Below are 13,738 nucleotides of genomic sequence, written 5' to 3'. Positions count from 1 at the left end.
AGAAACCCCGCCAAGGCGGGGTTTCTTTTTATCCGGCGGATCGATCGATCAGCCGTTGAAGACGTCGTCCACCGATTTCAGCGGATAGTTCTTCGGATACGGCAGGGTAGCCACGCCGGTCTCGATGGCAGCCTTGGCCACGGCATCGGAGACCACGGTGATCAGGCGCTTGTCCATCGGCTTCGGAATGATGTACTCGCGGCCGAATTCCAGCTTGTCCACGCCATAGGCGGCGCAGACGTCTTCCGGGACCGGCTGCTTGGCCAGGTCGCGCAGGGCCAGGGCGGCGGCGATCTTCATCTCTTCGTTGATGCGCGTGGCACGTACGTCCAGGGCACCACGGAAGATGAAGGGGAAACCGAGCACGTTGTTGACCTGGTTCGGATAGTCGGAACGACCGGTAGCCATGATCACGTCGTTACGGGTGGCATGGGCCAGTTCCGGCTTGATCTCCGGGTCCGGGTTCGAGCAGGCGAACACGATCGGGTTCGGCGCCATGCGCTTGAGGTCTTCCGGCTCCAGCAGGTTGGCGCCGGACAGGCCGACGAACACGTCGGCGCCCTCCAGGGCGTCGGCCAGGGTGCGCTTGTCGGTCTCGGTGGCGAACACCGACTTGTACTGGTTCAGGTCGTCGCGACCGGCGTGGATCACGCCCTTGCGGTCGATCATGTAGATGTTCTCAACCTTGGCGCCCATGCTCACCAGCAGCTTCATGCAGGAGATGGCGGCAGCGCCGGCGCCGAGGCAGACGATCTTCGCTTCTTCCAGCTTCTTGCCGGCCAGTTCCAGCGCGTTGAGCATGCCCGCCGCGGTAACGATGGCGGTGCCGTGCTGGTCATCGTGGAACACCGGGATGTCGCACTGTTCGATCAGCGCGCGCTCGATCTCGAAACACTCGGGAGCCTTGATGTCCTCGAGGTTGATACCGCCGAAGGTGATGGAAATACGCTTGACGGTATCGATGAAAGCCTGCGGGCTCTCGGCGTCGACCTCGATGTCGAACACGTCGATGCCGGCGAAGCGCTTGAACAGCACACCCTTGCCTTCCATCACCGGCTTGGAGGCCAGCGGGCCGAGGTTACCCAGGCCGAGAATCGCGGTGCCGTCGGAAATCACTGCCACCAGGTTGCCCTTGCCGGTGTACTGGTAGGCCAGCTCGGCATCGCGGGCGATTTCACGCACCGGCTCGGCGACACCCGGGCTGTAGGCCAGGGACAGGTCCCGGGCGGTAGCGGTGGGTTTGGTCAGCTCGACACTCAGTTTTCCCGGACGGGGTTGTGCGTGATATTCGAGGGCAGCGGTTTTAAGATCGGACATTTGGGCACTTCCGCTTTATTGCTTGTTGGACAGACGGGGCGACCGAGCATACGCAAGAAGACGACGCCCCACAAGATCGTCAGGACCCGGCTGTCAAGACCTCTAGCGTACGACTTTAAGCCAATCGCCCGGACGGGGTTCACCGCTCGGATAAAGGTCATTCAGCAGACGCAGACGAGCCACGGAGTCACTCAATGACCCCTCGCCGCCAGCCGCCAATTGCTCCAGCGTCTGCCCCGCCTTGACCTGCACCAGGTGCAGGCGTCGCGGCTGCGCCAGGGCCCGCTCCTTGTCGCGCAGCGGACGGAAGCTGCGGATCACGCTGAGGAAGCGGTCGTCCTGGGTCTCCAGGGAACCGACCTTGACCACGCCGACGAACAGGTAGGCGCGGTCGCCCTGGTAGATCACAGCAACCCGTCGCGCCGGGTTGCCTGGCACCACCGCCGTGTAGCCGTTCAGTCCTGCCTGCTTCAGCGACTCTTCCTGGGCCAGCCGTTGCCCGGCGTTCTTGCGCAGGAACTCCGCGGGCGTCAGGCGGGAATCATGGGGCACCAGCTTCATGCCGATGAACGACTGCTCGTCCGCCGGATAGCCAAGCAGGGCACTGGGCTGGTTGAGGATCTTCCAGCCCGCCGGATAGCTCAGGGTGAAGTCCAGCTCGGCATGGTAGAAGTTCTGCCCGCGACGCACCCCGGCCGATGCCGAGTCGCCGAACGGCATGCCTTCCAGATGGCGAAGAAAGACCTCGCGCCCCACTTCCTGCTGTCCGTTGGCCAGTTGCCGGGCCGGGCCGACCACTTCCTGCAGACGCCGGTCGTTGTCCGGATGGGTATCGAACAACCCGTGGTAGCCGCCGGCCTGTACCGCCTGGCCATTGCGCGCAGCCTCTTCGCGAGCGAAGTCCTCCTGGTTCTTCAGCACCCGCACCACCTGGATCATCGCCGTCGGATCGTAGCCGGCGCGGGCCAGGTACTGAGCGCCGAGACCATCGGCTTCCAGTTCCATGTCACGCCCGTAGCCGCGGACGAAGGCCGTGCCGAGCACGTTGGCCAGGTCGCCGGCGGCACCGACCCCGGTGCCGATCGCCACCGCCTGGCCAAGGATGTTCCAGGCGCTGGCCTGGCTCTGCTGGCGCACGCTGTGGCGCGCCGTGACGTGGCCGACCTCATGACCGAGCACCGCGGCCAGTTCGGCCTCGGAGCCAAGGTAGGCGATCAGTCCGCGATGGATATAGATGTAGCCGCCCGGCAGGGCGAAGGCGTTGATGTCCGGCGAATCGATGACGGTGAAATGATATTGCAGATTGCTGCGGTGGCTGCTGCGGGCGACCCGCTCGCCTACCCGTTGCACGTAGGCCTGGAGCTTTTCATCGTTGTAGCGGGGGAACTGCTTGAGGATTTCCTGGTTGTAGCGAGCGCCCATGCCGAGTTCCTGCTGCTCGCTCATCATCACGAAATCGCTCTTGCCGGTGGCCGGGTTCACCGCGCAGCCGCCCAGCGCGCCGACTCCCAGCAACAGCAGCAGGAGCCAGGCGGTCTTCATGGCAACCATTCCAGCATCGCCGGATCGGTCACCGACATCTGCCAGCGCGCCTTGCCGGCCGGCACAGCGCCACGGCGGGAACGATCGACCACCCAGCCACGCACTTCCAGCGAACGTCCCGCCATCTGCATCACCCGTTTCGCATCGAACGCCTTGAGCACCTTCGGCTCGATCCGCAGGACCAGCGGACCGTCCATCTCCAGCCAGATACCGCCCCGGTTGCGTTCGACCTCGAGCACCCGCCCGCGGACCACGGCGAAGCCGCTCTGCGCCAGTCGATCGAGCGAAAGCACCGGCGAACGCTTCCATACACCCAGATTAGCCGAACGCGCTGCACGTTCCGCCGCTTGCTGACAGGCCGTCAGCTCGGTGTTCGGCGCGACCGCCACCAGGTAGCCCAGGCCCTCGCCGAGCAGGCGCGCCTCGAGGTTGGCGCCGCTGGCATCGAACAGGTGCGCCAGGGTCCGCCCGTAGTGATCGCGGGCCTGGCGGCCCGGCTGCAGGGCGAGACGCCCGTCGCTGGCCGATACCAGCGCCTGCAGTCGCTGCTTCGCGGCTTCGGCGAAGGGCTCGGTGGTGCGACCGTTGTGCGCCAGCTCAGGCGCGTTGATACCGATCAGCCGCACGCTGCGGCCATCGCGCAGGCGCACGGTATCGCCGTCCACCACCCGCGCCACCTCGACGTTCTGCAAGGCGCCGGTAGGCCGGCAGGCCTCCGCCGCACCGGCGAAGGCGGAAACCACGGACATGAAAAAGGCGCCCACCAGGGACGCCTTTCTCGGTACAGCGACAAGTAGCATTGCGCGCGTTCGCGGCAAGCGGCTTACTTGGTGGCGCCGAATACGCCGAAACGCTGCTTGAAGCGGTCGATACGGCCGCCGGTGTCCAGCACCTTCTGCTTGCCGGTGTAGAACGGGTGGCATTCGGAGCACACGTCCAGATGGATCGGCTTGCACAGGGTGGAACGGGTCTTGATGACGTTACCGCAGCTGCAGGTAGCTTCGATAGCTTCGTAAGTCGGATGGATGTCCGCTTTCATGATTCAATCCTCGAGGCGTTGTGTGCCGCCACCCAGCGCGTTTACCAGGCACCGCACGTAATTAAGGGCGTGGATCATACCAGACCGATTCATCTATGCAAGCGACCCCGCCCGCCGGTCGTCTGCTAACATCGCCGGCCCAGTCCTCGTTTCCTTCATCCCCGGAAGCCGCTGAGTGTCAGACCTGATCCTACGCCTAGCCCTGCCTTCGCCACTCCGCCGCCTGTTCGACTACCGCGCGCCCCGCGGCATTCCGCGCAGCGCCCTACAGCCGGGGATTCGCCTGCTGCTGCCGTTCGGGCGCCGGGAGCTGGTTGGCGTTCTGATAGAGGTGACGGACCGTTCCGAAGTACCCGAAGACAAGCTCAAGCCTGCCCTCAGGGTACTCGACGCCAAGCCGCCGATGCCGGCGCACCTGCTCGAACTCTGTCGCTGGACCGCCCAGTACTACCAGCACAGCCTCGGCGACACCCTGTCCTGGGCGCTGCCCAACCTGTTGCGCCAGGGCGAGCCGGCCGAGGCGCGCCAGCAGCGCTTCTGGCATGCCACCGCGCAATCCAGCCTCGACGATCCGCGCCTGGCCCGGGCGCCGCGCCAGCGCCAGGCCCTGGCGATTCTCAAGCAGCATCCGCACGGGGTGTCCCATGAGTTGCTGAACCAGTTGCAGATAAACAAGGACAGCCTCGACCTGCTCAAGGAAAAAGGCTTGGTCGAACTGGAGGTGCGGCGCCACAGCACCCCGCCGCGCGAAGGCGGCTGGCTGGCCCAGGCGGAGTTGCCGCTGAACCCCGAGCAGCGCGCCGCCTTCGAGGCGGTTCGCGCCAGCCACGGCGGTTTCCATTGCTTCCTGCTGGCCGGGGTCACCGGCAGCGGCAAGACCGAGGTCTACCTGCAACTGATCCGCGAAACCCTGGCCGCAGGCCGCCAGGCCCTGGTGCTGATTCCCGAGATCAACCTGGGGCCGCAGACCCTGGCGCGTTTCGAACGCCGCTTCAACGCGCGCATCGCCCTGCTGCATTCGGCCCTGACCGACCGCGAGCGCCTCGACGCCTGGCTCGCCGCCCGGGATGGCGAGGCCGACATCGTCATCGGCACCCGTTCGGCACTGTTCACTCCATTGAAGCGGCCGGGACTGATCATCGTCGACGAGGAACACGACGCCTCCTATAAACAGCAGGACGGCCTGCGCTACCACGCCCGCGACCTGGCACTGGTACGCGCACGCCTGGAGAACGTGCCGATCCTGCTCGGTTCGGCCACGCCCGCCCTGGAAAGCCTGCACAACGCCCAGGCCGGCCGCTACGGCCTGCTGCGCCTGACCCAGCGCGCCGGTGGCGCGCACCCGCCGAAATTCATCCGCCTCGACGTGAAGAGCATGCCGCTCGACGCCGGCCTTTCCCGCCCGCTGCAACAGGCCATCGGCGATACCCTGGCGGCCGGCCAGCAGGTCCTGGTGTTCCTCAACCGCCGCGGCTTCGCTCCGACCCTGCTTTGCCACGACTGCGGCTGGATCAGCCAATGCCCGCGCTGCGACGCGCGGATGACCGTGCACCAGGGCAGCGGCGAGTTGCGCTGCCACCACTGCGACCACCGCCAGCGGCCGCCGATGAACTGCCCGCAGTGCGGCAAGCTCGACCTGCGTCCGGTAGGCGCCGGCACCGAGCGCGCCGAGGAACGCCTGCGGATTCTCTTCCCGAACCATCCGGTGCTGCGCATCGACCGCGACAGCACCTCGCGCAAGCACGCCATGCGCGACCTCTTCGCCACCATCAACAGCGGTGAGCCATGCATCCTGGTCGGCACCCAGATGCTCGCCAAGGGGCACCACTTCCCACGGGTCACCCTGGTGGCGATCCTCGATGCCGATGGCGGCCTGTTTTCCGCCGACTTCCGCGCCAGCGAACGCATGGCCCAGCAGATCGTCCAGGTCGCCGGCCGCGCAGGACGCGCCGAGGAGCCCGGACGGGTACTGATCCAGACCCACCTGGCCGATCACCCGCTGCTGGTCCAGCTCACCGAGGACGGCTACTTCGCCTTTGCCGAACAGGCCCTCAGCGAACGCCGCGCCGCCGGCCTGCCGCCCTTCGCCCACCTCGCCCTGCTGCGCGCCGAAGCGCACAAGCCGGGCCAGGCGGAAGCCTTCCTCGACAGCGCCTGCAGTGCCGCCGAGCAATTGCTCGAGCAGATGGGCGGACCGGAGGTGGAACTGCTCGGGCCGGTGCCCGCGCCCATGGAGCGGCGTGCCGGCAAGCACCGCGCGCAACTGCTGCTGCAGTGCATGAGCCGGGCGCCGCTGCATCGCCTGCTGACGCCCTGGCTGCAGAGCCTCGAACAGTTGCCCGGCGGGCGCCAGGTGCGCTGGTCGCTCGATATCGATCCGATCGACCTGTTCTGAGCGCCTTCCAGGAAGACGCCCCGCTTGACTGGGGTCAGCCGGAATCCGCGATGTCCGGCGCAAACTGTCGGCTAATCGCCGCAACGGTTGGCAACGCCTGTCCGCCCACGGATAATGCGCGGTTCTGAGCCTCGACCGGCCACCCCGCGCACATCGCGGGGAGTGAACTTCGGAGCGCCGCATCCGCCGGCCCTTCCCCTGCCCGACCGTCGCGCGCCGCCCCTCTGCCCGCGAGCACGGAGAAAAACGATGAAAGACACGATTCGCCAGCTGATCCAGCAAGCCCTCGACCAACTGACCGCGGACGGCACCCTGCCCGCCGGCCTGACCCCGGACATCCAGGTGGAGAACACCAAGGACCGTAGCCACGGCGATTTCGCCAGCAACATCGCCATGATGCTGGCCAAGCCGGCCGGGATGAAGCCGCGCGACCTGGCCGCCAGGCTGGTCGAGGCAATCCCCGCCCACGAGCAACTGGCCAAGGTGGAGATCGCCGGCCCCGGCTTCCTCAACTTCTTCCAGGATCACGTCTGGCTCGCCGCCAGCCTCGACCGCGCCCTCGCCGACGAACGTCTCGGCGTGCGCAAGGCAGGCCCGGCGCAGCGCGTGGTGATCGACCTGTCCTCGCCGAACCTGGCCAAGGAAATGCACGTCGGCCACCTGCGCTCGACCATCATCGGCGACGCCGTCGCGCGCGTCCTCGAGTTCCTCGGCGACACGGTGATCCGGCAGAACCATGTCGGCGACTGGGGCACCCAGTTCGGCATGCTGCTCGCCTACCTGGAAGAGCAACCGGTCGACGCCGAGGCCGAGCTGCACGACCTGGAGGTCTTCTACCGCGCGGCGAAGAAACGCTTCGACGAGTCTCCCGAATTCGCCGACCGCGCCCGCGAACTGGTAGTCAAGCTGCAGGCCGGCGACCCCGACTGCCTGCGCCTGTGGACCCGCTTCAACGAGATTTCCCTGTCGCACTGCCAGAAGGTCTACGACCGTCTCGGCGTGAAGCTGAGCATGGCCGACGTCATGGGCGAGAGCGCCTACAACGACGACCTCGCCCAGGTGGTCGCCGACCTGACCGCCAAGGGCCTGCTCACCGAAGACAACGGCGCGTTGTGCGTCTTCCTCGAAGAGTTCAAGAACGCCGAGGGCAATCCGCTCCCGGTGATCGTGCAGAAGGCCGGCGGCGGCTACCTCTACGCCACCACCGACCTCGCCGCCATGCGTTATCGGCACAACGTGCTGCACGCCGACCGCGTGCTGTACTTCGTCGACCAGCGCCAGGCCCTGCACTTCCAGCAGGTCTTCGAAGTGGCGCGGCGCGCCGGTTTCGTTCCGGCCGGCATGGAGCTGGAGCATATGGGCTTCGGCACCATGAACGGCGCCGACGGCCGTCCGTTCAAGACCCGCGACGGCGGTACGGTGAAGCTGATCGACCTGCTGGAAGAGGCCGAGAGCCGCGCCTATGCGCTGGTCAAGGAACGCAACGAGCAGCGCGCCGAGCGTGGCGAGGAGCCGTTCGACGAGGTCCAGCTGCGCGAGATCGGCCGGGTGGTGGGGATCGACTCGGTGAAGTACGCCGACCTGTCCAAGCACCGCACCAGCGACTACAGCTTCAACTTCGAACTGATGCTGAGCTTCGAAGGCAACACCGCACCCTACCTGCTCTACGCCTGCACCCGCGTGGCCAGCGTCTTCCGCAAGCTCGGCCAGGGCCGCGAGCAACTGGGCGGGAAGATCGTCCTCGAGCAGCCCCAGGAGCTGGCCCTGGCCGCACAGCTGGCGCAGTTCGGCGACCTGATCAACAACGTCGCGCTCAAGGGCGTGCCGCACCTGCTCTGCGCCTACCTGTACGAGTTGGCCGGGCTGTTCTCCAGCTTCTACGAGCATTGCCCGATCCTCACCGCCGAGGACCCGGCGCAGAAGGACAGCCGCCTGCGTCTCGCCGCGCTGACCGGCCGTACCCTGGAACAGGGCCTGGAGCTGCTCGGTCTGAAGACTCTGGAACGCATGTAATCGAACCCGCCCGAACAGGAGTCCGGGAACCCCCATGGCAAAGAAGAAACCCGCCCCCAAGCGCGGCGCCAGCCGCTACCAGGCGCCCGCCGCGAAGAACGGCGTTCCCGGCTGGGTCTGGCTGGTCGCCGGCCTGGCCATCGGCGGCTTCATCATGTTCCTGATGAAGCTCGAACCCGGGCGCAAGGACGTCCAGCGCGAACGCCCGGACGCCCAGCGCCCGGCCGCCGTGCAGGGCAAGCAGCCGCAGCAGAACGGCCAGGCCCAGCAGCCCGCGCAAACGCAGACGCCGGCCCAGGCCAAGCCGAAGTACGAGTTCTACACCCTGCTGCCGGAGTCCGAGGTCGTGGTGCCGCCGGAAGCGGTACCGGAGAAGGCCCCGCCGCCGCCCACCCCCGCCGAGCTGGCCAAGGCCGACGAAGCGCGGGCCAAGGCCGCACTCGCCGGGCAGGTGCCACCGCCGCTGCCGAAAGCGGTGGTCGCCGCCAGCACGCAGTTCTTCCTGCAGGCCGGCTCGTTCCGCAAGCAGTCCGACGCCGACCGCGTGCGCGCGCAGATCATCCTGCTCGGGCAGTCGGTGAACGTCGAGGCCGGCAACGTCCGCGACGAGACCTGGTACCGGGTGATGGTCGGCCCGTTCAACAGCCGCGACCAGTTGTCCCAGGCGCAGAAGACACTGTCCTCCAACGGCTTCAGCAACCTGCTGTTACAGCAACGCAAGGCCCGCTGAACGCGGGCCACGCCGTGCGTTCCGACGCACGGCGGTGCGTGCGGTTGAAAAGCCGCGGATCGCCCCTATATCTCCCAGCATTCCGGGCATTCGGCCCCGCAGTGTGGAGATTTCCCCCTTGACCACCATCGTATCTGTCCGCCGCAACGGCAAAGTCGTCATGGGCGGCGACGGCCAGGTTTCCCTGGGCAACACCGTGATGAAAGGCAACGCCAAGAAGGTCCGGCGCCTGTATCACGGTCAGGTACTGGCCGGTTTCGCCGGCGCCACCGCCGATGCCTTCACCCTGTTCGAACGCTTCGAGCAGCAACTGGAGAAACACCAGGGGCACCTGGTCCGCGCCGCCGTCGAACTGGCCAAGGACTGGCGCACCGACCGCTCCCTGAGCCGCCTCGAAGCCATGCTCGCGGTCGCCAACAAGGATGCCTCGCTGATCATCACCGGCAACGGCGACGTGGTCGAACCCGAACACGGCCTGATCGCCATGGGCTCCGGCGGCGGCTTCGCCCAGGCCGCGGCCCTGGCCCTGCTGCAGCACAACGCCGAGCTGAGCGCTCGGGAAGTCGCCGAGACCGCGCTGAACATCGCCGGCTCGATCTGCGTCTTCACCAACCAGAACCTGACCATCGAGGAGCTGGACAGCGCCGTCTGAAGCGCTCGTCCCCCGCTGGAGTAAACGAATGTCCATGACGCCCCGCGAGATCGTCCACGAACTCAACCGCCACATCATCGGCCAGGACGACGCCAAGCGCGCCGTCGCCATCGCCCTGCGCAACCGCTGGCGACGCATGCAACTGCCGGCCGAGCTGCGCGCCGAGGTAACACCGAAGAACATCCTCATGATCGGCCCCACCGGCGTCGGAAAGACCGAGATCGCCCGCCGCCTGGCGCGCCTGGCGAACGCGCCGTTCATCAAGGTCGAGGCGACCAAGTTCACCGAGGTCGGCTATGTCGGACGCGACGTCGAATCGATCATCCGCGATCTCGCCGACGCCGCGGTGAAGATGCTCCGCGAACAGGAGATCCAGAAGGTCAAGTATCGCGCCGAGGACGCCGCCGAAGAGCGCATCCTCGATGCCCTGCTGCCGGCCGCGCGTCCCGCCATGGGCTTCGGCGACGAGCCGGCACGCGAGGACAGCAACACCCGCCAGCTGTTCCGCAAGCGCCTGCGCGAAGGCCAGCTGGACGACAAGGAAATCGACATCGAGGTGGCCGACAACCCGGCCGGCGTGGAGATCATGGCCCCGCCCGGCATGGAGGAGATGACCAACCAGTTGCAGAACCTGTTCTCCGGCATGAGCAAGGGCAAGAAGAAGACCCGCAAGCTGAAGGTCGCCGAGGCCCTGAAGCTGATCCGCGACGAAGAGGCGGTGCGCCTGGTCAACGAGGAAGAGCTCAAGGCACGCGCCCTGGAGGCGGTCGAGCAGCACGGCATCGTCTTCATCGACGAGATCGACAAGATCGCCAAGCGCGCCAACGCCGGCGGCGCCGACGTCTCCCGCGAGGGCGTACAGCGCGACCTGCTGCCGCTGATCGAGGGCTGCACGGTGAACACCAAGCTGGGCATGGTCAAGACCGACCACATCCTGTTCATCGCCTCCGGCGCCTTCCACCTGAGCAAGCCGAGCGACCTGGTTCCCGAGCTGCAGGGCCGCCTGCCGATCCGCGTGGAGCTCAAGGCCCTCAGTCCGAACGATTTCGAGCGCATCCTCACCGAGCCGCATGCCTCGCTCACCGAGCAGTACCGCGAGTTGCTGAAGACCGAGGGGCTGGCCATCGAGTTCGCCGAGGACGGCATCAAGCGCCTTGCCGAGATCGCCTGGCAGGTCAACGAGAAGACCGAGAACATCGGTGCCCGCCGCCTGCATACGCTGCTCGAGCGGCTGCTGGAAGAGGTCTCGTTCAGCGCCGCCGACCTGGCCAGCGAGCATAGCGACAAGCCGATCCTGATCGATGCCGGCTACGTCAACAGCCACCTCGGCGAGCTGGCCGAGGACGAGGACCTGTCCCGCTACATCCTTTGACCACCGCCGCCGCCACGGCCAACACCGTGGCGGCGGGCCGCGCGGTCCCGAACCGGGGTATCCTTGTACTCCGCCCTTCCGCGAGTCCGATGCGATGCGTATCCCTTCCGCCATCCAGCTGCACAAAGCCTCGAAGACCCTGACCCTGCGCTACGGCGAGGATAGCTACGACCTGCCTGCCGAGTTCCTCCGCGTGCATTCGCCCTCGGCCGAGGTCCAGGGCCACGGCAACCCGGTATTGCAGTACGGCAAGCTGAACGTCGGCCTGGTCGGCGTCGAACCCGCCGGCCAGTACGCACTGAAGCTGAGCTTCGACGACGGCCACGACAGCGGCCTGTTCACCTGGGACTACCTGTACGAGCTGGCGACCCGCAAGGACCAGCTATGGGCCGACTACCTGGCGGAGCTGGCCAGCGCCGGCAAGTCGCGCGACCCCGACGAGTCGGTCGTCAAGCTGATGCTCTGAAGCGCCGGGCCGAGTGCCCCTTCGCGGCACACGGCATCCAGGCGATTTTTCCCCGCTGCCCCGAACGAGGGCACGTCATTTGCAACATTCGCCCCGCAGACTGCCAGACCAGACATCCGGTCGGCGCGGTCGCCACGGCGAATGTCCTACCCTGCACGGCAGCAACGCTCTAGTCCGCAGGTCGGCCGCTCGCCGGGCCAGCCACGCCGGCCACCGATGCTTCTGCCAGCTTGCACGCCAGCGGAAACTCGCGTAACCAAGACGGTGCAGCCCCTTGTCCGGGTTCCCTTCCCTGACGTGCGTCCGCCCCGCCCTGAAACGTGCGGGTGGGCTGGTAGTCGAGCAGTAGCCGGCCGGACACCTGGTCCCCGGTTTCGTTGCGGTCCCCTGTTTCGCCTCGAACAATGGAGCGTTGCCGATGAGTCAGAAGAACAATAACGAGCTTCCCAAGCAAGCCGCGGAAAACACGCTGAACCTGAATCCGGTGATCGGCATCCGGGGCAAGGACCTGCTCACCTCCGCGCGCATGGTCCTGCTCCAGGCGGTGCGCCAGCCGCTGCACAGCGCCAGGCACGTGGCGCATTTCAGCCTGGAGCTGAAGAACGTCCTGCTCGGCCAGTCGGAGCTACGCCCAGGCGATGACGACCGACGCTTTTCCGATCCGGCCTGGAGCCAGAATCCGCTGTACAAGCGCTACATGCAGACCTACCTGGCCTGGCGCAAGGAGCTGCACAGCTGGATCAGCCACAGCGACCTGTCGCCGCAGGACATCAGTCGTGGCCAGTTCGTCATCAACCTGCTGACCGAGGCGATGTCGCCGACCAACAGCCTGAGCAACCCGGCGGCGGTCAAGCGCTTCTTCGAGACCGGCGGCAAGAGCCTGCTGGACGGCCTCGGCCACCTGGCCAAGGACCTGGTGAACAACGGCGGGATGCCGAGCCAGGTGGACATGGACGCCTTCGAGGTGGGCAAGAACCTGGCCACCACCGAGGGCGCCGTGGTGTTCCGCAACGACGTGCTGGAACTGATCCAGTACCGGCCGATCACCGAGTCGGTGCACGAACGCCCGCTGCTGGTGGTGCCGCCGCAGATCAACAAGTTCTACGTCTTCGACCTGTCGCCGGACAAGAGCCTGGCGCGCTTCTGCCTGCGCAACGGCGTGCAGACCTTCATCGTCAGTTGGCGCAACCCGACCAAGTCGCAGCGCGAATGGGGCCTGACCACCTATATCGAGGCGCTCAAGGAGGCCATCGAGGTAGTCCTGTCGATCACCGGCAGCAAGGACCTCAACCTCCTCGGCGCCTGCTCCGGCGGGATCACCACCGCGACCCTGGTCGGCCACTACGTGGCCAGCGGCGAGAAGAAGGTCAACGCCTTCACCCAACTGGTCAGCGTGCTCGACTTCGAACTGAATACCCAGGTCGCGCTGTTCGCCGACGAGAAGACTCTGGAGGCCGCCAAGCGTCGTTCCTACCAGTCCGGCGTGCTGGAGGGCAAGGACATGGCCAAGGTGTTCGCCTGGATGCGCCCCAACGACCTGATCTGGAACTACTGGGTCAACAACTACCTGCTCGGCAACCAGCCGCCGGCGTTCGACATCCTCTACTGGAACAACGACACCACGCGCCTGCCCGCCGCGCTGCACGGCGAGTTCGTCGAACTGTTCAAGAGCAACCCGCTGAACCGCCCCGGCGCCCTGGAGGTCTCCGGCACGCCCATCGACCTGAAGCAGGTGACTTGCGACTTCTACTGTGTCGCCGGTCTGAACGACCACATCACCCCCTGGGAGTCGTGCTACAAGTCGGCCAGGCTGCTGGGTGGCAAGTGCGAGTTCATCCTCTCCAACAGCGGTCACATCCAGAGCATCCTCAACCCACCGGGCAACCCCAAGGCACGCTTCATGACCAATCCGGAACTGCCCGCCGAGCCCAAGGCCTGGCTGGAACAGGCCGGCAAGCACGCCGACTCGTGGTGGTTGCACTGGCAGCAATGGCTGGCCGAACGCTCCGGCAAGACCCGCAAGGCGCCCGCCAGCCTGGGCAACAAGACCTATCCGGCCGGCGAAGCCGCGCCCGGAACCTACGTGCATGAACGATGAAAAGCGACCAGCCTGAAGAACAGCCGCAGGAGCGATCCGCGGCCTCCGCCGACGAAACCCCGCCAGCGCCTCCGGCGCGGCCCCGTGCCGCGCGGAAGCCGGCCAGGCCCCGTA

At 66.7% G+C, this 13,738-nt stretch carries 11 protein-coding genes; 7 read left to right on the top strand and 4 right to left on the bottom strand.

Features of this window, described 5'->3' with window-relative positions; genetic code table 11:
- Window positions 1–48 precede the first annotated feature (48 nt).
- The 4 genes from ACTJJX_RS00205 to rpmE form a co-directional block, all read right to left on the bottom strand.
- Entirely contained in the window at window positions 49–1,317 is a 1,269-nt protein-coding gene (locus ACTJJX_RS00205) for a malic enzyme (protein WP_003103278.1), read from the bottom strand.
- Between the two features lie 102 nt (window positions 1,318–1,419).
- On the bottom strand, window positions 1,420–2,859 hold the full coding sequence (locus tag ACTJJX_RS00200) for a M48 family metalloprotease (protein ID WP_003095844.1): 1,440 nt from the start codon (window positions 2,857–2,859) through the stop codon (window positions 1,420–1,422).
- On the bottom strand, window positions 2,856–3,608 hold the full coding sequence (locus tag ACTJJX_RS00195) for a thermonuclease family protein (protein WP_009877201.1): 753 nt from the start codon (window positions 3,606–3,608) through the stop codon (window positions 2,856–2,858). The genes ACTJJX_RS00200 and ACTJJX_RS00195 overlap by 4 nt, the downstream gene beginning before the upstream one ends.
- Window positions 3,609–3,682: 74 nt before the next feature.
- On the bottom strand, window positions 3,683–3,898 hold the full coding sequence (rpmE, locus tag ACTJJX_RS00190; protein ID WP_003095846.1) for a 50S ribosomal protein L31: 216 nt from the start codon (window positions 3,896–3,898) through the stop codon (window positions 3,683–3,685).
- A gap of 175 nt (window positions 3,899–4,073) precedes the next feature.
- On the opposite strand from rpmE, the gene ACTJJX_RS00185 reads away from it, so the two are divergent.
- The 7 genes from ACTJJX_RS00185 (at window position 4,074) to phaC (ending at window position 13,624) form a co-directional block, all read left to right on the top strand.
- Complete coding sequence (locus ACTJJX_RS00185; RefSeq protein WP_003103282.1) at window positions 4,074–6,293, top strand: primosomal protein N'; 2,220 nt, start codon at window positions 4,074–4,076, stop codon at window positions 6,291–6,293.
- A gap of 249 nt (window positions 6,294–6,542) precedes the next feature.
- On the top strand, window positions 6,543–8,306 hold the full coding sequence (gene argS / locus ACTJJX_RS00180; protein WP_003110892.1) for an arginine--tRNA ligase: 1,764 nt from the start codon (window positions 6,543–6,545) through the stop codon (window positions 8,304–8,306).
- Between the two features lie 34 nt (window positions 8,307–8,340).
- Window positions 8,341–9,036, top strand: coding sequence for an SPOR domain-containing protein (locus ACTJJX_RS00175; RefSeq protein WP_003095850.1), 696 nt, complete (start codon window positions 8,341–8,343; stop codon window positions 9,034–9,036).
- A 118-nt stretch (window positions 9,037–9,154) separates the two neighbouring features.
- On the top strand, window positions 9,155–9,688 hold the full coding sequence (gene hslV, locus ACTJJX_RS00170) for an ATP-dependent protease subunit HslV (protein ID WP_003095852.1): 534 nt from the start codon (window positions 9,155–9,157) through the stop codon (window positions 9,686–9,688).
- Between the two features lie 28 nt (window positions 9,689–9,716).
- Window positions 9,717–11,060: an ATP-dependent protease ATPase subunit HslU gene (gene hslU / locus ACTJJX_RS00165; protein ID WP_003095854.1), complete on the top strand. Its 1,344-nt coding sequence runs from the start codon at window positions 9,717–9,719 to the stop codon at window positions 11,058–11,060.
- A gap of 94 nt (window positions 11,061–11,154) precedes the next feature.
- The gene (locus ACTJJX_RS00160; RefSeq protein WP_003095857.1) at window positions 11,155–11,526 is read left to right on the top strand and encodes a gamma-butyrobetaine hydroxylase-like domain-containing protein; all 372 of its coding nucleotides are present in this window, start codon (window positions 11,155–11,157) and stop codon (window positions 11,524–11,526) included.
- Window positions 11,527–11,944: 418 nt separating this feature from the next.
- The gene (gene phaC, locus ACTJJX_RS00155) at window positions 11,945–13,624 is read left to right on the top strand and encodes a class II poly(R)-hydroxyalkanoic acid synthase (RefSeq protein WP_003095864.1); all 1,680 of its coding nucleotides are present in this window, start codon (window positions 11,945–11,947) and stop codon (window positions 13,622–13,624) included.
- Window positions 13,625–13,738: the final 114 nt, after the last annotated feature.

Origin of the sequence: Pseudomonas sp. 22490 (assembly GCF_052044465.1) — a bacterium.
Lineage (GTDB): Bacteria > Pseudomonadota > Gammaproteobacteria > Pseudomonadales > Pseudomonadaceae > Pseudomonas > Pseudomonas aeruginosa.
The sequence above is the reverse complement of the archived record's forward strand: the minus strand, read 5'-3'. Positions and strand labels throughout refer to the sequence as shown.

Bases quoted from the DNA above. Each gene is read 5' to 3' on its own strand.
- ACTJJX_RS00195 (WP_009877201.1), bottom strand. From the start codon at position 3,608: ATGTCCGTGGTTTCCGCCTTCGCCGGTGCGGCGGAGGCCTGCCGGCCT.
- phaC (WP_003095864.1), top strand. From the start codon at position 11,945: ATGAGTCAGAAGAACAATAACGAGCTTCCCAAGCAAGCCGCGGAAAAC.
- rpmE (WP_003095846.1), bottom strand. From the start codon at position 3,898: ATGAAAGCGGACATCCATCCGACTTACGAAGCTATCGAAGCTACCTGC.
- ACTJJX_RS00205 (WP_003103278.1), bottom strand. From the start codon at position 1,317: ATGTCCGATCTTAAAACCGCTGCCCTCGAATATCACGCACAACCCCGT.
- ACTJJX_RS00175 (WP_003095850.1), top strand. From the start codon at position 8,341: ATGGCAAAGAAGAAACCCGCCCCCAAGCGCGGCGCCAGCCGCTACCAG.
- argS (WP_003110892.1), top strand. From the start codon at position 6,543: ATGAAAGACACGATTCGCCAGCTGATCCAGCAAGCCCTCGACCAACTG.
- hslU (WP_003095854.1), top strand. From the start codon at position 9,717: ATGTCCATGACGCCCCGCGAGATCGTCCACGAACTCAACCGCCACATC.
- ACTJJX_RS00160 (WP_003095857.1), top strand. From the start codon at position 11,155: ATGCGTATCCCTTCCGCCATCCAGCTGCACAAAGCCTCGAAGACCCTG.
- ACTJJX_RS00200 (WP_003095844.1), bottom strand. From the start codon at position 2,859: ATGAAGACCGCCTGGCTCCTGCTGCTGTTGCTGGGAGTCGGCGCGCTG.